Origin of the sequence: Streptomyces sp. NPDC058812, from assembly GCF_042744565.1 — a bacterium.
Lineage (GTDB): Bacteria > Actinomycetota > Actinomycetes > Streptomycetales > Streptomycetaceae > Streptomyces > Streptomyces thinghirensis.
This window is the reverse complement of sequence record NZ_JBHYOB010000010.1, coordinates 47,904-66,327: the sequence shown is the minus strand read 5'-3', so window position 1 is coordinate 66,327 and position 18,424 is coordinate 47,904. Positions and strand designations below refer to the sequence as shown.

The window sequence follows — 18,424 nt, the reverse complement described above, 5'->3', positions numbered from 1 at the left end:
GTGCGGACGAAACCATTAGTTCCGTTTCTGGTGATTCCGTGAAGTACACCACGTCCAAGATCGCGGGAATCGTGCCGGGGGCGGCCGAGTGCCACCCTTGACGGAAGTCGGGCGGCGCGCCAATCCACGCACGTGGCCCGAATGGAGTACTGTTGCGAGCCCTGGGTCCGGTCTCCCGACAGGGGGTTCAGGATCTCGAAGGACCGCCGGGAGGGGGCTAGTTGCACACGGTGACAGAGTTGGTCACTTAGCGTGGCGAATAGGTAACCGTGCCATAACGGCGATTCAGGGCCCGCGCCCGACACGCCGGGCAACTCGGCAAGGTTGTGGCAGGCTGCACCCGGGCAGGCCACACTCGACAGAGCGGAAGCAGCGACGCACGTGACGTCGGCAGGCACCACCCGGGAGGTCCCCATGCCCGAACTGCGTGTCGTGGCCGTCTCGAATGACGGCACACGGCTGGTGCTGAAGGCTGCGGACAGCACGGAGTACACGCTTCCGATCGACGAGCGGCTCCGGGCCGCCGTTCGCGGCGACCGTCCCCGCCTCGGCCAGATCGAGATCGAGGTGGAGAGTCATCTCCGCCCACGCGACATCCAGGCGCGTATACGTGCCGGCGCGACCGCGGAAGAGGTCGCGCAGATGGCCGGCATCCCCGTCGACCGCGTACGGCGCTTCGAGGGGCCCGTGCTGGCCGAGCGCGCCTTCATGGCGGAGCGGGCCCGCAAGACCCCCGTCCGCCGTCCCGGCGAGAACTCCGGGCCGCCCCTCGGCGAGGCCGTCCAGGAGCGGCTGCTGCTGCGCGGCGCCGACAAGGACACCGTCCAGTGGGACTCCTGGCGCCGCGACGACGGCACCTGGGAAGTTCTCCTGGTCTACCTGGTCGCGGGCGAGCCGCACTCGGCGAGCTGGACGTACGACCCGCCCCGGCGGCTCGTCCAGGCCGTCGACTCGGAGGCGCGCGCGCTGATCGGCGAGTCCGACGACCTCGCCGCGCCCGAGCCCAGCTTCCCGTTCGTCCCGCGCATCGCACGGCTGCCGCGCGACCGGCCACTGGACCGCACTCTCGACCGGGAGCAGCGGGAACGGCCGAGCCTGCCTCCGGCGCCGTCCGAGCCGGCCGAGGAGACCGCGACCGCGGCCACCGCCTCGGCCGAACGCGAACGCGACTCCCTCACCAGTCTGCTGGAGGCGGTACCGAGCTTCCGGGGCGACCTGGTGGTGCCCGAGCGCGCTCCGGAACCGACGGAGGAGCCGGTCGAGGAGCCCGAGGTGGAGGAGCCCCCGGCATCTGCGGCGTCGGCCGGTTCCGCCTATGCCGACGTGCTCATGCCGCGCTCCGTGGCCAGCCACCGCGACCGCCTCACAGGTTCCACTGACCGCCAGGCCGAGGCCGACGGCGTCCGCCCGGGCCGCCGGGCGGCGGTGCCGAGCTGGGACGAGATCGTGTTCGGGACGCGGCGGAAGAAGCAGGAGTAGGCGGTCTTCGACGAGCGGGGCCTCACTGCGGCTTCGTCGCCCCTGCCCCGGGCCGACCTGCCCCACCAGGCCCTCGCCGGCTCTGCTCGGGGCCGACCCCGCCTGCTCGGGGCCGACCCCACCTGCTCGGGACCCGGCCCCACACTCCCCTCGTCAGGCCTACTGCGGGTCCGGCCCCACGGCGACCGGCCGGCCCGGATCCGACGACCACTCCGACCACGAGCCCACGTACAGCGCCGCCGGGATGCCCGCCACCGCCAGCGCCAGCACCTCGTGGGCGCCCGACACGCCCGAGCCGCAGTACACACCCACCTCATCGTCCGCCGTCGCGCCCAACGTCTTGAAGCGGGCGCGCAGTTCCTCCGCGGGCAGGAACCTGCCGTCCGGCGCCACGTTGTCCGTCGTCGGCGCGGACACGGCGCCCGGGATGTGACCACCGACCGGATCGATCGGCTCGACCTCGCCCCGGTACCGCTCCCCCGCGCGGGCGTCGAGCAGCACCCCGGAGCGGGCCAGCGCGGCGGCCCCGTCGGCGTCCAGCAGCCCCACCGCGCCCGGCTCCGGAGTGAAGTCGCCCTCCGCGGGCGCGGGGACGTCAGCCGACAGCGGCGCCTCCCAGGCCGGCAACCCGCCGTCCAGCACCCGCACGTTCGGGTGACCCGTCCAGCGCAGCAGCCACCAGGCGCGGGCCGCCGCCCACCCCTGGCCGCCGTCGTACACGACGACCGGCCGACCGGACGACACGCCCGCGCGGCGCATCGCCGCGCCGAACACCGCCACGTCGGGCAGCGGATGCCTGCCGCCTTCTCCGGGCGCGGAGGCGAGTTCCCTGTCCAGGTCGACGAAGACCGCACCGGGAAGGTGCCCGGCGACATACTCGGCCCGGCCGTCGAACGGCGGAGCGCCGGCCGCCCTTGCCGTGCTCAGCTGCCAGCGGACGTCGAGCAGGACCGGGGGGTTCGCGTCCGCCAGTTCGGTCACGAGTCGGGATGCGGAGATGGTGGCGTTCATGGTCCCATCCTGGCGTACCGAGTGGCCGCCGCGTCGATGTCGGGCTACTCTGCCCGCCGGACAGTACCGATCACGAGGCGTACGGGTTCGGGCACATGCTGTACTACCCGTACAGCCCCGGGCTGCCCCACGGGCGCGCCCGAAACGCGCGGCACCGGATCCGGTGCCGGCATCGGCGCGAAGGTCCGTCAGCGGAATCCGTCAGGCGGAAGCGGACGCACGGCCCGCGGAGGGCCGAGAAGAGAGTGACGATGACCGACGCACGGGGGTCGGCCGGCCGGAACGGCGAGACGAACGCCCGGCGCACGCCCGGCACACCCTGCTGGGTGAGTCTCATGGTGCACGGACCGGCCACGACCCAGGAGTTCTACGGCGCGCTGTTCGGCTGGGAGTTCCAGCCCGGCCCGCAGCAGTTGGGCCCGTACGCGCGGGCCCTGATCGACGGGCGCGAGGTGGCGGGTATCGGCCAACTGCCCCCGGACCGGCATCTGCCCATCGCCTGGACGCCCTACTTCGCCTCCGACGACGTCAACCGGACGGCCGAAACGGTACGTATGTGCGGTGGCACGATCGGCGTGGGCCCGCTGGACGCGGGCGAGGCCGGCCGTCTGGCCATCGGCTCCGACCCGTCGGGCGCCGTCTTCGGCATCTGGCAGGCGGCGGCGCACCTCGGCACGGCCGTCACGGACGTGCCCGGCACACCGGCGTGGAACGAGCTGATGACCTACGAGTCGGCGAGCGTCGCCAAGTTCTACGAGACGGTGTTCGGCTTCGAACTGGTGCCGGAGGTCTCCGCCGACTTCGACTACGTGACCCTGTGCCTCGAAGGCCGCCCCGTCGCCGGCATCCACGGCGTCGGCAACGCCCTGCCCCGTGACCGGGGGCCGCACTGGGTGACGTACTTCGAGGTGGCCGACGCGGAGGAGTCCCTGGAGCACCTCGCCGATCTCGGCGGGCACGTACTCAAACCGGCCCAGGACACCGCCCGCGGCCGGTCCGCGATGGTGGCGGACCCGGAAGGGGCGCGGTTCTCACTGCTGGAAAGCCGACGGGGCCCGGCCGCGGGGCCCCGGAGTCGCTCAGGCGGGTGACACCGGCAACACGTCCGGTGACAGCGCCGCCGCACGGGCCGTCGCGGCGGTCGTACGGCGCCGGTGGTGCCGTCGGCACAACACCTCGTAGCCGATCTCGTCGGGGGACTGGGCCACGTCGCCGATGACCACCTGGGCGCCCTCGACGACCATGACGCCGCCCACGGTGCGGGCGTTGTGCGTGGCGCGGGCGCCGCACCAGCACAGGGCCTCGACCTGGAGCACCTCGACGCGGTCGGCGAGTTCGACGAGGCGCTGGGAGCCGGGGAACAGCTTGGAACGGAAGTCGGTGGTGATGCCGAAGGCGTACACGTCCATGCCGAGATCGTCGACCACGCGCGCGAGCTGGTCGATCTGGTCCGGCGCGAGGAACTGCGCCTCGTCCGCGATCACGTAGTCCGCGCGTCCGCCCTGCGAGAGGTGGTCGACGACGTAGGCGTACAGGTCCCGTCCGTCCTCGACCTCCACCGCGTCGGTGACCAGGCCGAGGCGGGAGGAGAGCTTGCCCTCGCCCGCGCGGTCGTCGCGGGTGAAGATCATGCCGGCCAGGCCGCGCGCCGAGCGGTTGTGCTCGATCTGGAGAGCCAGAGTCGACTTCCCGCAGTCCATCGTTCCGGAGAAGAAGACCAGCTCGGGCATGAGGGGTTGAGCACCTTTCGGCAGCGGCGGCGGGACGGGGGCCGGGGGCGGGGCGGGGGCCAGGGCTTCAGGAGCGTACTTCGAGCAGGGGGACGAGTTGTTCGGCAGGGGTCATCGACCCGTGGTTGCCGACCATCGCCGACTCCTTCGGCTCCCGTTCGGAGGCGATGAGCAGGACGTCGTCCCGCGCGGCGGCGATCACGTCGCCGATGCGGTCGTACACCCGGTCGTCGATGCGGGGGCCGAACCAGCCCGCCGCGACCGCCTCGTCCCGCGACGCCACCCAGAACTGCTCGCCGAGCACCTCGCGCCAGCAGGTCAGCACGTCGTTCGCCGCGCCGGGGACGGCGTAGACGTGCCGGGCGCGGCCCTCGCCGCCGAGGAGGGCGACGCCCGCCTTCAGCTCCCAGTCGTCGTCGAAGTCGATGCGGTGGTCCTCGTCGAAGGGCACGTCGACCATGCCGTGGTCGGCGGTGACGTACAGGGCGCTGCGCGGCGGCAGCTGCTCGGCGAGGCGCTGGACGAGCCGGTCGACGTGCCCGAGCTGGCCGCGCCAGGTGTCGGAGTCGACGCCGAAGCGGTGGCCGGCGCCGTCGACCTCGGCGTAGTAGGTGTAGATCAGGGCGCGGTCGGCGCCGGCCAGTTGTTCGGCGGCGCAGTCCATCCGGTCCTCGCCGGACAGCCGTCCGTGGAAGGTGCCGCCGCTGAGCGCGACCTTGGTCAGCGGGGTGTTCGCGAAGGTCGGGGAGGAGACCTGGGCGGCGCGCACGCCCGCCTCGTGGGCGAGCTGGAAGACGGTGGGGTACGGCTGCCACGGGCCCGGTGCCGTCCACGGCTGCCAGCGCAGCTGGTTCATCAGCGCGCCGGTGGCGGGATCGCGCACGGTGTAGCCGGGCAGGCCGTGGGCGCCGGGTGGCAGGCCGGTGCCGACGGAGGCGAGGGAAGTCGCGGTGGTCGCCGGGTAGCCGGCGGTGATCGGGCGACCGGTGCCCCCGCGTGAGCTGCCCAGCAGCGAGCTGAGGAAGGGGGCGTCCTCCGGGTGCGCCCGCAGCTGCTCCCACCCGAGGCCGTCGATCAGGAACACGCAGTTCCGGTCGGCGGGGGTCAGCTCTGTGATGCCCGCGGTCATGCCGGGGACGCCGAGGCCGGCGGCCAGGGTGGGCAGCAGGTCGGCGAGCGAGCCCGTGCCGTACTCGGGTACGGGGGCGGAGTCGACGGGGAGGGGCTCCGGGTCGGTGTCCCAGGCGGCGGGCTGCACCATCAGCGGGCGGAATCCGCGGTCGCCTCGGAGAGGGCCTGGGCGAAGACGAGCGCCTGGCGCACCGTCTCGGGGCCGTCCCCGGCCTCGCTGACGCGCAGGCTGAGGTCGTCGGCCGTCGAACTGCCCGTGTAGCCGTGGTCGGCCTCGCAGTTGGGGTCGCCGCAGGCGGCCGGCTCCAGGTCGATGCGGGAGACGGCGCCCCAGCCGATGGTCAGCACGATCTCGCGGGGCAGCGTGCCCGGCTTGTACTGCTCCGGGTTGGCGACCACGCGGCTGACGACGATGGACGAGATCCGGCCGAGCTTGACGGACTCCGTGGAGGTCGTGGCGTACGGCGTCGGAGAGGTGTCGTCGGCGGCCTGCTCGTCGGTGTGGCTGACGATGAAGCGGTTGCCGGTGAGCACGAGCACGGTCACGTGCCGGCGCACCTCGTTCTGGTCGAACGTCGTCTCCTGGTGGACCAGGTACGACCTGACGGGCTCGCCGCCCACGGCGGCCTCCACCGCCTCGGCCACGAGGGCCGGGTAGTAGCCGCTGCGCTCGATCGCCGCTCGCAGCCCCTGGGTCGTCGTACTGGTCTTGGCCATGCCGTCCATCCTACGGGGGCGCACCGACTGCGAGGCACGCTCGTGCAGGTACCCGGCCCCGGCCGTGGGCGGTCAGTACGCCGGCAGGGTCCGCGGGCCGAGGTCGTCCCTGGCAGGAGGAGGTGCGAGGCGGACGGAGGCGCTGAGGACGCTCAGGCCGCGCGGGGCGACGACGACCGGTTCCAGGGTGACCGCGACGACCTCCGGGTGGTCGTCGACCAGCCGGGAGACCCGCAGCAGCAACTCCTCCAGGGCGGAGCTGTCGACCGGGGCCGAACCGCGCCAGCCGAAGAGGAGGGGTGCCGTGCGGATCGAGCGGATGAGCGAGGTGGCCTCCCGGGCGGTGACCGGGATCAGCCGGTGCGCCATGTCGCCGAGCAGCTGGGTGGCGGCCCCGGCGAGCCCGAAGGAGAGCACGGCGCCGGCCGCCGGGTCGATGACCGCCCGCACGACCGTGTCGACGCCGCGCGGTGCCATGCCCTGCACCACCGGGCGCAGTTCCTGGGGCTTCCCGAACAGCTCGGTCAACTCGGCGTACGCCCGACGCAGTTGTTCCTCGTCCGCGAGATCCAGGCGTACGCCGCCCAGATCGGCGCGGTGGCGCAGGTGCGGGGCGGTGGCCTTGAGGGCGACCGGGTAGCCGATGGTCCGCGCGGCGGCGACGGCGTCGTCGGGGGTGGGGGCGGGCAGGGCGCGGTGGACGTGGATGCCGTACCTGCCGAGCAGGTCGCAGGTCTCCTGCGTGCCGAGGGTGAGCCCCTGCCCGCGCGCGAGGTGCCCGGCTATCAGTCCGGCGGCGCCCTTCTCGTCGATGTCCTCGTACTCCGGCACCTTCCCGGGGTCGGTGGCGTCGCGTCGCCACTGGGCGTATGCGACGGCCTGGGCGAGGGCGCGGACGGCTCGCTCGGCGGCGGGGTAGGCGGGGATGAGGTGGGCCCCTTCCGGAGCCTCGACGGAGGGCAGCCGCTGTGCCGGGGCCGCGGAGCGGGGCGCCGCAGGGGTACTCGAGGCCGCCTGGGGCGCCGTGCTCGCGGTGGCCTGGGCCGCCGTGCTCGCGGTGGCCTGCGGCGCCGTGCTCGCCGCCGCGGACAGGGCTTCCGCGAGGCCGCCCAGTTCCACGTGGACCACCAGGACCGGCTTGCCGGGCTCCGCGGCCGCCGCCGACCGCAGGGCCGCCGCCAGCGCCGCGTCACCGGCCGACCCCTCCCCCACCGTCGGGATGGCCGTCACCACCACCGCGTCACACATGTCGTCGGCCAGGGCGCGGGAGAGCGCCGCGTGGAAGTCGTCCGCCGAGGCCGCCGTCGTCAGGTCCAGGGGCGAGTGCGGCCGCAGCCCCTCGGAGAGGCAGGCGTCGTAAGTCAAAAGGCCCAGTGATTCGGAGTTCCCCAGGATCGCCACCCTCGGACCGGCGGGCAACGGCTGGCGGGCTAGGAGCAGCCCCGCGTCGACCAGGTCGGTGATCGTGTCGACGCGGATCACGCCGGCCTGCCTCAGCAGCGCGGAGACCGTCGCGTGGGGCAGCCGCGTCGCTCGTACCGCATGCCCCTGTGGTGCCACGCCGCCGTGCCGGGCGCCCTGGACCACGACCAACGGCTTGACGGCCGCCGTCCGCCGGGCCAGGCGGGTGAACTTGCGCGGGTTGCCGATGGACTCCAGGTACATCAGCGCGACGTCGGTCTCCGGGTCGTCGTACCAGTACTGGAGTACGTCGTTGCCGGAGACGTCGGCCCGGTTGCCGGAGGAGACGAAGGTCGACACGCCCGTGACGCCGGTGACCCCGCCGCCGCGCCGGTGCAGCCGGGACAGCAGGGCGATGCCGATGGCGCCGGACTGGGCGAACAGCCCGATCCGGCCGGGGCGCGGCATCTCGGGGGCGAGGGAGGCGTTGAGCCGCACCTGGGGGGATGAGTTGATGATCCCGAAGGCGTTGGGTCCGATGATCCGCATGCCGTACGTGCGCGCGTGCCGCACGAGGGCGCGCTGTCGCTCGCGTCCGTCGGGGCCGCTGTCGGCATACCCGGCGGAGATCACCACGAGGCCCTGCACACCGTGCTCGCCGCACTCGGTGACGACCTCGGGGACGTGTTCGGCGGGCACGGTGACGACGGCGAGGTCGACGGGCCCGTCGATCTCGCGCACCGAGCGGTGGGCGGGCACCCCGTCGAGCTCCTTCTGCGCCTCGGGGAAGGCCTTGTTCACGGCGTACAGCCGGCCGGTGTAGCCCGCGTCCCGGATGTTGCCGAGGATGCTGCGGCCGACGCCTCCCGGTGTGCGGCCGGTGCCGATGACCGCCACCGAGCCGGGCTGCAACAGCCGCTGGACCGAACGCGCCTCCGCGCGGTGCTCGCGCGCGTACTGCACGGCGAGCGAGCGGTCGGTGGGTTCGAGATCGAACTCCAGGCGGACCACGCCGTCCTCGAAACTCCGCTTCTGGGTGTACCCGGCGTCCATGAACACCTTGATCATCTTGGTGTTGGCGGGCAGCACCTCGGCGGCGAAGCGGCGGATGCCGCGCTCACGGGCGACGGCGGCGATGTGCTCCAGCAGTGCGGAGGCGACGCCGCGGCCCTGGTGGGCGTCCTGGACGAGGAAGGCGACCTCGGCCTCGTCGGCCGGAGCGGAGGCGGGTGTTCCACCGGCGCCGATCCGGTCGTAGCGTACGGTGGCGATGAACTCGCCGCCGATCGTGGCCGCGAGTCCCACCCGGTCCACAAAGTCGTGGTGCGTGAAGCGGTGGACGTCCTTGGCGGACAGGCGAGGGTACGGCGCGAAGAAGCGGTAGTACTTCGACTCGTCGGAGACCTGCTCGTAGAAGCTGACCAGGCGCTCGGCGTCATCAACGGTGATGGGGCGGACGCGCGCGGTGCCGCCGTCGCGCAGCACCACGTCGGCCTCCCAGTGGGCGGGGTACTCGTGCCGGTCCGACGAGGTCTGCATGGGCCCCAGAGTACGGCTCGCGTACGACAACGGCGCGAGGCAGTCTGTGGAGGACGGAAGGTCGGGCCGAGGCCGCGGTCCGACGACCACACGGGACGGCAGCGGCCGTCCTCGCAAGCTTCACGATGTGGGAAACTGGTCTAGACAAGACTGGTCTAGACAACCTGAAACCCCTGAAAACCTGAAGGGCAGCATCACATGGCTGAGCGCCGCGTCAACGTCGGCTGGGCCGAGGGTCTCCACGCCCGCCCCGCCTCCATCTTCGTCCGAGCCGCCACGGCCACAGGCGTCCCGGTGACGATCGCCAAGGCCGACGGGTCCCCCGTCAACGCGGCCTCCATGCTGGCCGTCCTCGGCCTCGGCGCCCAGGGCGGCGAGGAGATCGTCCTCGCCGCCGACGCCGAGGGCGCGGACGCCGCCCTGGACCGGCTGGCGAAGCTGGTCTCCGAGGGGCTCGAGGAACTCCCCGAGACCGTCTGAGCAACGGCAACACCGAAAGGCCCGCCCGGACCACCGGGCGGGCCTCTTGCTTTCTCTTTCCGCTTGCCCCGCTTTTATGGGCAGCAAGAAATAGCCCCCGAATTACTCTCCCTTTGTATACGGCGCCCGTGTTAATGCCGCAGGCTCGGCATGTTTACGGGACGTTGCGATTTCCTCACACGCTCCGTCCGCTCGCCCCCGGAGGCGAATCGCAGCCTGTGCGCCGACGTCGACCGCTCGGTGTGCAGCGTCATGAGCGCCCGCGCGCGCTCGCCGTCGCCCCGGGCCACCGCGTCGACGATCGCGCCGTGCTCCGCCCAGCACTCCACGGGTCCGGCCGGCGCCTCCGCGACGTACATCCAGGCGATCTTGTGGCGCAGCTGGGTCAGCAAGGCCGTCAGCGAAGGGCTGCCGGCGGCCTGGGCGAGGGTCTCGTGGAACCATCCGTCCAGTGAGCGCAGATCCTCGCTGCCGCCCTGCCTGGCGCGTTCCTGCCCCAGCCTGACCAGCCCGCGCAACACCTTGAGGTGGGCCTCGGTGCGGCGCCGGGCGGCCCGGGAGGCGCCGAGGGGTTCGAGGAGCGTGCGCGTCTCCAGCAGGTCGGCGGCCTCCTGCTCGGTGGGTTCCGCGACGCACGCGCCCGCGTGCCGCCGCGTCACCACGAAGCCTTCGGCCTCCAGCGTGCGCAGGGCCTCACGGACGGGGACGCGGGAGACGCCGTAGCGGCGGGCCAGGAGTTCCTCGGTGAGCCGACTGCCGCGTCCGTGGACGCCGGTGACGATGTCGTCCCGGATCGCCGTGCACACCGAGTGCGCCGGAATACGCATGCCCGACCTCCGCCTTAATCCCCGTGAAACGTCGACGATTGACGTGTGCTCAGTGACTCTAGGCCAATCAAGCGCATATTCCGACGGCAGGGCGGATTTCATGGATATTTTTTGGTCAACGACGCTTCCACCGAGGGAAAGAAATCCGAAAGCCCCGGCTCGGAGAGCCGGGGCTTTCGGATGTCGTACCGTCCGTCGTCAGACGTTCACGCCGTGGGAGCGGAGGTAGGCGACGGGATCCATGTCCGAGCCGTACTCGGGGCTGGTACGGGCCTCGAAGTGCAGGTGCGGTCCGGTGACGTTGCCGGTGGCGCCGGACAGGCCGATCTGCTGCCCCGGGACGACCGCCTGGCCGACCGAGACACCGACGGACGACAGGTGGCCGTACTGGGTGTACGTGCCGTCGTGCATCTTGATCACGACCTGGTTGCCGTACGCCCCGCCCCAGCCGGCCTCGACGACGGTGCCGACGCCGACCGCGTGCACGGACGTGCCGCTGGAGGCGTGGAAGTCGATGCCGGTGTGGCTGCCGGAGGACCACAGCGAGCTGCCGGCTTGGTAGGCGGTGGAGACGTAGGAGGCGGTGATCGGCGACACGAAGGTGTTGAGGCGCTCGCGCTCCGCCTCGCGCGCGGCGCGCTCCTTGGCCTCGCGCGCCTCCTTGGCCGCCTCGGCCGCCCGCTCGCGCGCGGCCTCCTGGGCCGCCTCACGGGCGGCGGCGTCCAGGGCCGCCTGCTCCTGCGCGGTGGCCTGGGCGTCGATCTCGTCGGCTATGGAGTCGCCGATGGTGATGACCGGGGTGAGTCCGCTCTGCTCCGCTTGGGGCTCGGCGGCGAGCGCCGGAGCCGCGAGGGTGCCGACGACGCCGGTGGTGGCGAGGGCCGCGACACCCGCCGCGCGGGCGGTGGTGCGGTGCACCCGGCTGGGACGACGGTGCTTCCCGGTGGCGCGCGTGAACGCCATGTAGAGGCTGGTCCTTTCCTTCCCTCTCGCCTACCGGGTTAGCTGACGGGTTCGGAGGTGGAAGGTCTCCTACGGACCCCCTCGCTGCGCGCGCGGGCGTCCGATTCACCCCAGGGACTGCGATGGGTCCCCGGCTCCCCTGGCTCGCGCCGTACGGGGACTCGGCGATGACTGTCCGGTGCCGCGGGTGCGGCGCACTGCCTGACGAACAGCCCGGATGACGCTAAACGCGGCTGTGTTCAATCCTCAAACGCAACAAGCTTTTTGTAGCGCACGCCACAGGGCAGACGGGCAGCCTCTCCCTCAATTCGGACAAATGGCGGCCCTGGTGACACTCCGGTCACCAGGGCCACCGCGCGCGTGTGCCGCTACTCGGCCGCCACCACGGTGACTTCACCGATGCCGAGGGCCTCGACGGGCTCCTTGATCTGCGCCGCGTCGCCGACGAGGACCGTCACCAGACGGTCCACCGGGAAGGCGTTCACGACCGCCGCCGTGGCCTCCACGGTGCCCGTGGCGGCGAGTTGGCGGTAGAGCGTGGCCTGGTAGTCGTCGGGCAGGTGCTGCTCGACCTGGTCGGCCAGCGTGCTCGCGACGGCGGCCGCCGTCTCGTACTTCAGCGGCGCCACGCCCACCAGGTTCTGCACGGCCACGTCACGCTCGGCGTCGGTGAGACCTTCCGCGGCGAGCTTGCGCAGCACCGTCCACAGGTCCTCCAGGGCGGGGCCGGTGTTGGGGGTGTCCACGGAGCCGCTGATGGCGAGCATCGCGGCGCCCGTGCCGTCGGGCGCGGAGCGCATGACCTGCCCGAACGCCCGTACGCCGTAGGTGTAACCCTTCTCCTCGCGCAGGACCCGGTCCAGGCGCGAGGTGAGGGTCCCGCCGAGGCAGTAGGTGCCGAGCACCTGCGCGGGCCACACGCGGTCGTGCCGGTCGGCGCCGGTGCGGCCGATCAGCAGCTGCGTCTGGACGGCACCGGGCCGGTCCACGATGACGACCCGGCCGGTGTCGTCGGCGTTCACCGGGGGTACGGGACGCGCCTCGGCCACGGAGCCGGTCCACGCGCCCAGTGTCTCGCCGAGCAGCGCGTCGAGGTCGACGTCGGTGAGGTCGCCGACGACCACGGCGGTGGCGGTGGCGGGTCGGACGTGCTTCTCGTAGAAGGCGCGTACGGCCGGCGAGTCGATGCTCGCGACCGTCTCCTCGGTGCCCTGGCGCGGGCGCGACATACGCGTCCCGGCCGGGAACAGCTCCTTGGAGAGTTCCTTGGCCGCGCGACGCGACGGGTTGGCCAGCTCGTGCGGGATCTCGTCGAGCCGGTTGCGGACCAGCCGTTCGACCTCGCTGTCCGCGAACGCGGGTGCCCTGAGCGCGTCGGCGACCAGACCCAGGGCCTTGGCGAGGCGTGAGGCCGGCACCTCCAGGCTCAGCCGGACGCCGGGGTGGTCGGCGTGTGCGTCGAGGGTGGCACCGCAGCGCTCGAGCTCGGCGGCGAAATCCTCGGCGGAGTGCTTGTCGGTGCCCTCGGAGAAGGCGCGCGCCATGATCGTGGCGACACCGTCGAGGCCGGCCGGCTCGGCGTCCAGGGGCGCGTCGAGGAGCACCTCCACGGCGACGACCTGCTGGCCGGGGCGATGGCAGCGCAGCACGGTGAGGCCGTTGTCGAGGCTGCCGCGCTCGGGGGCCGGGAACGCCCACGGCTTGGGCTCGCCGGCCTGCGGCTGGGCGTGGAATTCCATGGTGGCGAGCTCGGTCACTTGGCCGCCTCCTCGTTCTCGTCGGTGGCGTTCACGTCGGCGGCGGTCTCGTCTGCGGGGGCGGTCGGCTCGTAGACGAGCACCGCGCGGTTGTCGGGGCGCAGGCGGGCCTTGGCGACCGCCTGGACCTCCTCGGCCGTCACCTCGAGCACGCGCTGCACGGCGGTGAGGGCGAGCTGCGGGTCGCCGAACAGGACGGCGTACCGGCACAGTTCGTCGGCGCGGCCCGCGACCGTGCCCAGGCGGTCCAGCCACTCGCGCTCCAACTGGGCCTGGGCGCGCTCCATCTCCTCGGCCGTGGGGCCCTCCTCGGCGAACCGGGTGAGCTCCTCGTCGATGGCGGCCTCGATGACCGGCACCTCGAAGTCACCGGACGTCTTCACGTCCAGCCACCCCAGGGAGGGTGCTCCGGCGAGCCGCAGCAGGCCGAATCCGGCGGCGACGGCCGTGCGGTCGCGCCGTACCAGTCGGTTGTACAGGCGGGACGACTCACCGCCGCCCAGGACGGTGAGGGCCAGGTCGGCCGCGTCGCACGCGCGCGTGCCGTCCTCCGGCAGACGGTAGGCCGCCATCAGGGCGCGGGCCGGAACCTCCTCCTCGACCACCTCGCGCAGCTGCCCGCCCATGACGTCGGGCAGCGAGCCGTCCCGAGGGGCCTGCTTGCCGTCGTGCGAGGCGATGGAGCCGAAGTACTTCTCGATCCAGGCGAGCGTCTGCTCGGGGTCGATGTCGCCGACGACCGAGAGCACCGCGTTGTTCGGCGCGTAGTAGGTGCGGAAGAACGCGCGCGCGTCCTCCAGCGTCGCCGCGTCCAGGTCGGCCATGGAGCCGATCGGCGTGTGGTGGTAGGGGTGTCCCTCCGGGTAGGCGAGGGCGGTCAGCTTCTCGAAGGCCGTGCCGTAGGGCACGTTGTCGTAGCGCTGGCGGCGCTCGTTCTTGACGACGTCCCGCTGGTTCTCCATCGACTCGTCGTCCAGCGCGGACAGCAGGGAGCCCATGCGGTCGGCCTCCAGCCAGAGGGCGAGCTCCAGCTGGTGGGCGGGCATGGTCTCGAAGTAGTTGGTGCGCTCGAAGCTGGTGGTGCCGTTGAGCGAGCCGCCGGCGCCCTGCACCAGCTCGAAGTGGCCGTTGCCCTTGACCTGGGCGGAGCCCTGGAACATGAGGTGCTCGAAAAGGTGAGCCAGGCCGGTACGTCCCTTGACTTCGTGGCGCGAGCCGACGTCGTACCAGAGGCACACCGCCGCGACCGGGGTCAGGTGGTCCTCGGAGAGCACCACGCGCAGGCCGTTGGCCAGGCGGTGCTCGGTCGCTGTCAGGCCGCCGGAGCCTGCCTGGGCTGTGGCCGTGTGACCCATGGGCATGTACGTCCCTTCGATCGCGAAATTCTTGGTGGAAACACTTGGTGGATCATTGGGCGGAACTGCGGAATTCCACCGATCCTGCCACTGTATGCAAGCGTGCGGGACACCGGTGGAGTTCCCGGACCTCGTACGCCGAGAGCGAGAACGGGGTTGGCGGCCCGAGCGACCCGACCGGGACGAGCCAGCGGGACGAGGGCGTACCCTGCGGGCAGCGCCGGGCCGGGCAGCCCGTGACGGGTCCTGGTCGGTCGCTGTCAGTGCCGCAGTCCACAATGGACCGCGTCAGATCACCGTTCACGCTTCAGCAAGGAGCCGGCAGCGATGGCCCGCCGTAGCACGAAGACCCCGCCGCCCGACGACTCGTACGAGGAGAAGATCCTCGACATCGACGTCGTCGACGAGATGCAGGGCTCCTTCCTCGAGTACGCGTACTCGGTCATCTACTCCCGTGCACTGCCGGACGCCCGCGACGGCCTCAAGCCGGTGCACCGCCGCATCGTCTACCAGATGAACGAGATGGGCCTGCGGCCCGAGCGCAGCTACGTGAAGTGCGCCCGTGTCGTCGGCGAGGTCATGGGCAAGCTGCACCCGCACGGCGACGCGTCGATCTACGACGCCCTGGTGCGCATGGCCCAGCCGTTCTCGATGCGCGTGCCCCTGGTGGACGGCCACGGCAACTTCGGCTCCCTGGGCAACGACGACCCCCCGGCCGCCATGCGGTACACCGAGTGCCGGATGGCCGAGGCCACCAGCCTGATGACGGAGTCCATCGACGAGGACACCGTCGACTTCGGCCCCAACTACGACGGCCAGGAGCAGGAGCCGGTGGCGCTGCCCGCCGCCTTCCCGAACCTGCTGGTCAACGGCGCCTCCGGCATCGCGGTCGGCATGGCCACGAACATGCCGCCGCACAATCTGCGCGAGGTGATCGCGGCCGCCCGGCACCTGATCCGGTACCCGAACGCAGACCTCGAAGCCCTGATGAAGCACGTTCCGGGCCCCGACCTGCCCACCGGCGGCCGGATCGTCGGCCTGCCCGGCATCCGCGACGCCTATGAGACGGGCCGCGGCACGTTCAAGATCCGCGCGACGGTCGCCGTGGACACCGTGACCGCCCGCCGCAAGGGTCTCGTCGTCACCGAGCTGCCCTTCGCGGTCGGCCCGGAGAAGGTGATCGCCAAGATCAAGGACCTGGTCGGCTCGAAGAAGCTCCAGGGCATCGCCGACGTCAAGGACCTCACCGACCGCGAGCACGGGCTGCGCCTGGTCATCGAGATCAAGAACGGCTTCGTGCCCGAGGCCGTCCTGGAACAGCTCTACAAGCTGACGCCGATGGAGGAGTCCTTCGGCATCAACAACGTCGCCCTGGTGGACGGCCAGCCGCTCACACTGGGCCTCAAGGAGTTGCTGGAGGTCTACCTCGACCACCGCTTCAACGTCGTACGGCGCCGCAGCGAGTTCCGCCGCAGCAAGAAGCGCGACCGTCTGCACCTGGTCGAGGGCCTGCTCACCGCCCTGGTCGACATCGACGAGGTCATCCGCCTCATCCGCTCCAGCGAGAACTCCGCACAGGCCAAGCAGCGCCTGATCGAGCACTTCTCGCTCAGCGACGTCCAGACCCAGTACATCCTGGACACGCCGCTGCGCCGGCTCACCAAGTACGACCGCATCGAGCTGGAGTCGGAGAAGGAGCGGCTGAACGCGGAGATCGAGGAGCTGACCCGGATCCTCGACTCGGACGCGGAGCTGCGCAAGCTGGTCTCGGCCGAACTGGCCGCGGTGGCCAAGAAGTTCGGCACCGACCGCCGTACGATGCTGCTGGAGTCGTCCGGCGCCCCGGTCGCCGCGGTTCCGCTCCAGGTGGCGGACGACCCGTGCCGGGTACTGCTGTCCTCCACGGGCCTGCTGGCCCGCACCGCGAACGACGAGCCGCTCGTCACGGAGGCCGGCGCCAAGCGCGTCAAGCACGACCTGATCGTCTCGGCGGTGCCGGCCACGGCCCGCGGCGAGGTGGGCGTGGTGACATCGGCCGGGCGCCTGCTGCGGGTGAACGTCGTGGACCTGCCCCAGCTCCCCGACCCCATGCCGACGCCGAACCTCTCGGGTGGCGCGCCGCTGGCGGAATTCGTGACCCTGGAGGACGACGAGACGGTCGTCTGTCTGACCACGCTGGACGAGTCGTCGCCCGGCCTGGCGCTCGGCACGGAGCAGGGTGTCGTCAAGCGTGTGGTGCCCGACTACCCGTCCAACAAGGACGAGTTGGAGGTCATCGCCCTCAAGGAGGGCGACCGGATCGTCGGCGGCGCCGAGCTGCGCACCGGCGACGAGGACCTGGTCTTCGTCACGGACGACGCGCAGCTGCTGCGCTACCAGGCCTCGCAGGTCCGCCCGCAGGGCCGTCCGGCGGGCGGTGTGGCGGGCGTCAAGCTCGCCGACGGCGCCAAGGTCATCTCCTTCACCGCGGTGGACCCGGCCGCGGAGGCGGTGGTGTTCACCGTCGCGGGTTCGCGCGGCACGCTCGACGACTCCGTGCAGACCACGGCCAAGCTCACGCCGTTCGACCAGTATCCGCGCAAGGGCCGCGCCACGGGTGGCGTGCGCTGCCAGCGGTTCCTGAAGGGCGAGGACTGCCTGGCCTTCGCCTGGGTGGGCGCCACCCCGGCGCTCGCCGCGCAGAAGAACGGCGCCCCCGCCCAGCTCCCGGACATCGACCCGCGCCGCGACGGCTCGGGCGTGTCGCTGCCGAAGACGGTGTCGGTGGTGGCGGGACCGGCCTAGGGCCTGTCCCGGGAGCCGGGCGGCGGTTCCTCGCCGCCCGGCTCCTCGGCATCGCCGCCCGGTTCCTCGGCGTCCGGTTCCTCGCCGTCGGGGTCCGGTACGTAGCGCAGGACGCCCCACATTCCGTGCTCGTCGGCCAGTGGGGCGCCGGCCTCCCTGCGGCACGCGTCGAGTTCTTCGCCGAGGGCCGGCGCGTCGATGCCGGAGCCGATGAGCACGAGCTGGGTGCGGCGGGCGTCGGCGGGCGCCCAGGGCTCCGGGTAGAAGCGCAGGAAGCGCCCCACGGCGTGGACGGCGTACCGGTTCCGCGTGTCGTACGGGCCGAAGTCGACGTACCCCTTGATCCGGTACAGGCCCTCCGGCCGGCTGTCGAGGAACCTCATGAGCCGGCGCGGGTCGAGCGGGAGGTCGGAGACGAACGACAGGGTGTCGTAGGCGGCGTGCAGATGCTCGGCGTGTGCGCCGCCCCCGGTGTGGTCGTGCAGGTCGTCGAAGGACAGCTGCCCCACGCGCTCCTCGCTCGGTCGGCAGTCGTAGAGGAACTCGGGGTCGATACGGCCGTAGCTCGCGGGCACGACGGCGGCGCGGTCGCTGAGCGATCGGACGAGGGTGAGCACACGCTCGGCGTCCGGGGCCCGGTCGGTCTTGTTGACCACGACCAGGTCCGCCAGCGCCAGGTGCCGGTCGATCTCCGGGTGCTTGACGCGCGTGCCGTCGAACTCCGCGGCGTCGACGACCTCGACGAGCCCGCCGTAGACGACCCCGGGCTGCTCGCTGGCGAGGAGCATGCGCACGAGTTCCTGTGGCTCGGCGAGACCGCTGGCCTCGATGACGATGACGTCGATGTCCGCGCCGGGGCGGGCGAGCCGCTCCAGGTACCCGTCCAGTTCGCTCGCGTCGACGGCACAGCACAGACAGCCGTTGCCGAGTGACACGGTGGAGTCGCCGAGTGCGCCGGCCACGGCCATCGCGTCGATCTCGATCGAGCCGAAGTCGTTGACGATGGCACCGATACGGCTGCCTCCGCTGCGGTGGAGGAGGTGGTTGAGGAGTGTGGTCTTTCCGGAGCCGAGGAATCCGGCGAGTACGACGACCGGGATCTGCTGCGGAGTCGGGCGATGCCCCACCGTGCGACCTCTCTCTCACTCACGCGTACGCCGGCCCGCGGCGGGGCGTACACCCACGTACGGAACTGCCTGCTCAGGATACGAGCCGGCGGAGTGCCCGCGGAGTGAACGATTGTTAGCAGC

Annotated in this window: 14 protein-coding genes and 1 riboswitch; of the genes, 4 read left to right on the top strand and 10 right to left on the bottom strand. The window is 72.0% G+C overall.

What is annotated here, in order from left to right; translation table 11 throughout:
* Window positions 1–414 precede the first annotated feature (414 nt).
* Window positions 415–1,479, top strand: coding sequence for a septation protein SepH (gene sepH, locus ACFW48_RS21780; protein WP_386316945.1), 1,065 nt, complete (start codon window positions 415–417; stop codon window positions 1,477–1,479).
* A 159-nt stretch (window positions 1,480–1,638) separates the two neighbouring features.
* Here sepH and ACFW48_RS21775 read toward each other — a convergent pair whose 3' ends face one another.
* Window positions 1,639–2,490, bottom strand: a complete 852-nt coding sequence (locus ACFW48_RS21775) for a sulfurtransferase (protein WP_386316944.1) — start codon at window positions 2,488–2,490, stop codon at window positions 1,639–1,641.
* A gap of 251 nt (window positions 2,491–2,741) precedes the next feature.
* Here ACFW48_RS21775 and ACFW48_RS21770 point away from each other — a divergent pair, with 251 nt between their 5' ends.
* Window positions 2,742–3,581: a VOC family protein gene (locus tag ACFW48_RS21770; protein WP_386316942.1), complete on the top strand. Its 840-nt coding sequence runs from the start codon at window positions 2,742–2,744 to the stop codon at window positions 3,579–3,581.
* On the opposite strand, the gene ACFW48_RS21765 is transcribed toward ACFW48_RS21770, so the two are convergent.
* From ACFW48_RS21765 to ACFW48_RS21750, 4 genes are all read right to left on the bottom strand, one after another.
* Window positions 3,570–4,220, bottom strand: a complete 651-nt coding sequence (locus ACFW48_RS21765) for a thymidine kinase (protein WP_386316940.1) — start codon at window positions 4,218–4,220, stop codon at window positions 3,570–3,572. The genes ACFW48_RS21770 and ACFW48_RS21765 overlap by 12 nt on opposite strands.
* Window positions 4,221–4,287: 67 nt before the next feature.
* A complete protein-coding gene (locus ACFW48_RS21760; protein WP_386316938.1) occupies window positions 4,288–5,481 on the bottom strand; it encodes an alkaline phosphatase family protein in 1,194 nt (397 codons plus the stop codon).
* Window positions 5,481–6,077, bottom strand: coding sequence for a DUF5998 family protein (locus tag ACFW48_RS21755; protein ID WP_386317340.1), 597 nt, complete (start codon window positions 6,075–6,077; stop codon window positions 5,481–5,483). Before ACFW48_RS21755 ends, ACFW48_RS21760 begins: the two co-directional genes overlap by 1 nt.
* A gap of 63 nt (window positions 6,078–6,140) precedes the next feature.
* A complete protein-coding gene (locus ACFW48_RS21750) occupies window positions 6,141–9,008 on the bottom strand; it encodes a GNAT family N-acetyltransferase (RefSeq protein ID WP_386316936.1) in 2,868 nt (955 codons plus the stop codon).
* Window positions 9,009–9,206: 198 nt separating this feature from the next.
* Between ACFW48_RS21750 and ACFW48_RS21745 the strand changes: the two genes are divergently transcribed.
* Window positions 9,207–9,488, top strand: coding sequence for an HPr family phosphocarrier protein (locus ACFW48_RS21745; RefSeq protein ID WP_055419832.1), 282 nt, complete (start codon window positions 9,207–9,209; stop codon window positions 9,486–9,488).
* A gap of 131 nt (window positions 9,489–9,619) precedes the next feature.
* On the opposite strand, the gene ACFW48_RS21740 is transcribed toward ACFW48_RS21745, so the two are convergent.
* The 4 genes from ACFW48_RS21740 to ACFW48_RS21725 form a co-directional block, all read right to left on the bottom strand.
* A complete protein-coding gene (locus tag ACFW48_RS21740; RefSeq protein ID WP_386316934.1) occupies window positions 9,620–10,315 on the bottom strand; it encodes a GntR family transcriptional regulator in 696 nt (231 codons plus the stop codon).
* Window positions 10,316–10,513: 198 nt separating this feature from the next.
* Complete coding sequence (locus ACFW48_RS21735; protein WP_386316932.1) at window positions 10,514–11,278, bottom strand: M23 family metallopeptidase; 765 nt, start codon at window positions 11,276–11,278, stop codon at window positions 10,514–10,516.
* A gap of 12 nt (window positions 11,279–11,290) precedes the next feature.
* Window positions 11,291–11,455: riboswitch (cyclic di-AMP (ydaO/yuaA leader) on the bottom strand.
* A gap of 191 nt (window positions 11,456–11,646) precedes the next feature.
* On the bottom strand, window positions 11,647–13,035 hold the full coding sequence (locus ACFW48_RS21730) for a M16 family metallopeptidase (protein ID WP_386316930.1): 1,389 nt from the start codon (window positions 13,033–13,035) through the stop codon (window positions 11,647–11,649).
* Window positions 13,032–14,396 (bottom strand): M16 family metallopeptidase, encoded by a 1,365-nt coding sequence (locus ACFW48_RS21725; RefSeq protein ID WP_386316929.1) that lies wholly within the window; start codon window positions 14,394–14,396, stop codon window positions 13,032–13,034. The genes ACFW48_RS21730 and ACFW48_RS21725 overlap by 4 nt, the downstream gene beginning before the upstream one ends.
* Window positions 14,397–14,717: 321 nt before the next feature.
* On the opposite strand from ACFW48_RS21725, the gene ACFW48_RS21720 reads away from it, so the two are divergent.
* Entirely contained in the window at window positions 14,718–17,174 is a 2,457-nt protein-coding gene (locus ACFW48_RS21720; protein ID WP_386316927.1) for a DNA topoisomerase (ATP-hydrolyzing) subunit A, read from the top strand.
* Here ACFW48_RS21720 and ACFW48_RS21715 read toward each other — a convergent pair.
* Window positions 17,171–18,301 (bottom strand): CobW family GTP-binding protein, encoded by a 1,131-nt coding sequence (locus ACFW48_RS21715; protein ID WP_386316925.1) that lies wholly within the window; start codon window positions 18,299–18,301, stop codon window positions 17,171–17,173. The two genes, ACFW48_RS21720 and ACFW48_RS21715, sit on opposite strands and share 4 nt — an antisense overlap.
* Window positions 18,302–18,424 lie beyond the last annotated feature (123 nt).

Bases quoted from the DNA above. Each gene is read 5' to 3' on its own strand.
- sepH (WP_386316945.1), top strand. From the start codon at position 415: ATGCCCGAACTGCGTGTCGTGGCCGTCTCGAATGACGGCACACGGCTG.
- ACFW48_RS21720 (WP_386316927.1), top strand. From the start codon at position 14,718: ATGGCCCGCCGTAGCACGAAGACCCCGCCGCCCGACGACTCGTACGAG.
- ACFW48_RS21770 (WP_386316942.1), top strand. From the start codon at position 2,742: ATGACCGACGCACGGGGGTCGGCCGGCCGGAACGGCGAGACGAACGCC.
- ACFW48_RS21760 (WP_386316938.1), bottom strand. From the start codon at position 5,481: ATGGTGCAGCCCGCCGCCTGGGACACCGACCCGGAGCCCCTCCCCGTC.
- ACFW48_RS21775 (WP_386316944.1), bottom strand. From the start codon at position 2,490: ATGAACGCCACCATCTCCGCATCCCGACTCGTGACCGAACTGGCGGAC.
- ACFW48_RS21740 (WP_386316934.1), bottom strand. From the start codon at position 10,315: ATGCGTATTCCGGCGCACTCGGTGTGCACGGCGATCCGGGACGACATC.
- ACFW48_RS21765 (WP_386316940.1), bottom strand. From the start codon at position 4,220: ATGCCCGAGCTGGTCTTCTTCTCCGGAACGATGGACTGCGGGAAGTCG.
- ACFW48_RS21755 (WP_386317340.1), bottom strand. From the start codon at position 6,077: ATGGACGGCATGGCCAAGACCAGTACGACGACCCAGGGGCTGCGAGCG.
- ACFW48_RS21725 (WP_386316929.1), bottom strand. From the start codon at position 14,396: ATGCCCATGGGTCACACGGCCACAGCCCAGGCAGGCTCCGGCGGCCTG.
- ACFW48_RS21735 (WP_386316932.1), bottom strand. From the start codon at position 11,278: ATGGCGTTCACGCGCGCCACCGGGAAGCACCGTCGTCCCAGCCGGGTG.
- ACFW48_RS21745 (WP_055419832.1), top strand. From the start codon at position 9,207: ATGGCTGAGCGCCGCGTCAACGTCGGCTGGGCCGAGGGTCTCCACGCC.
- ACFW48_RS21750 (WP_386316936.1), bottom strand. From the start codon at position 9,008: ATGCAGACCTCGTCGGACCGGCACGAGTACCCCGCCCACTGGGAGGCC.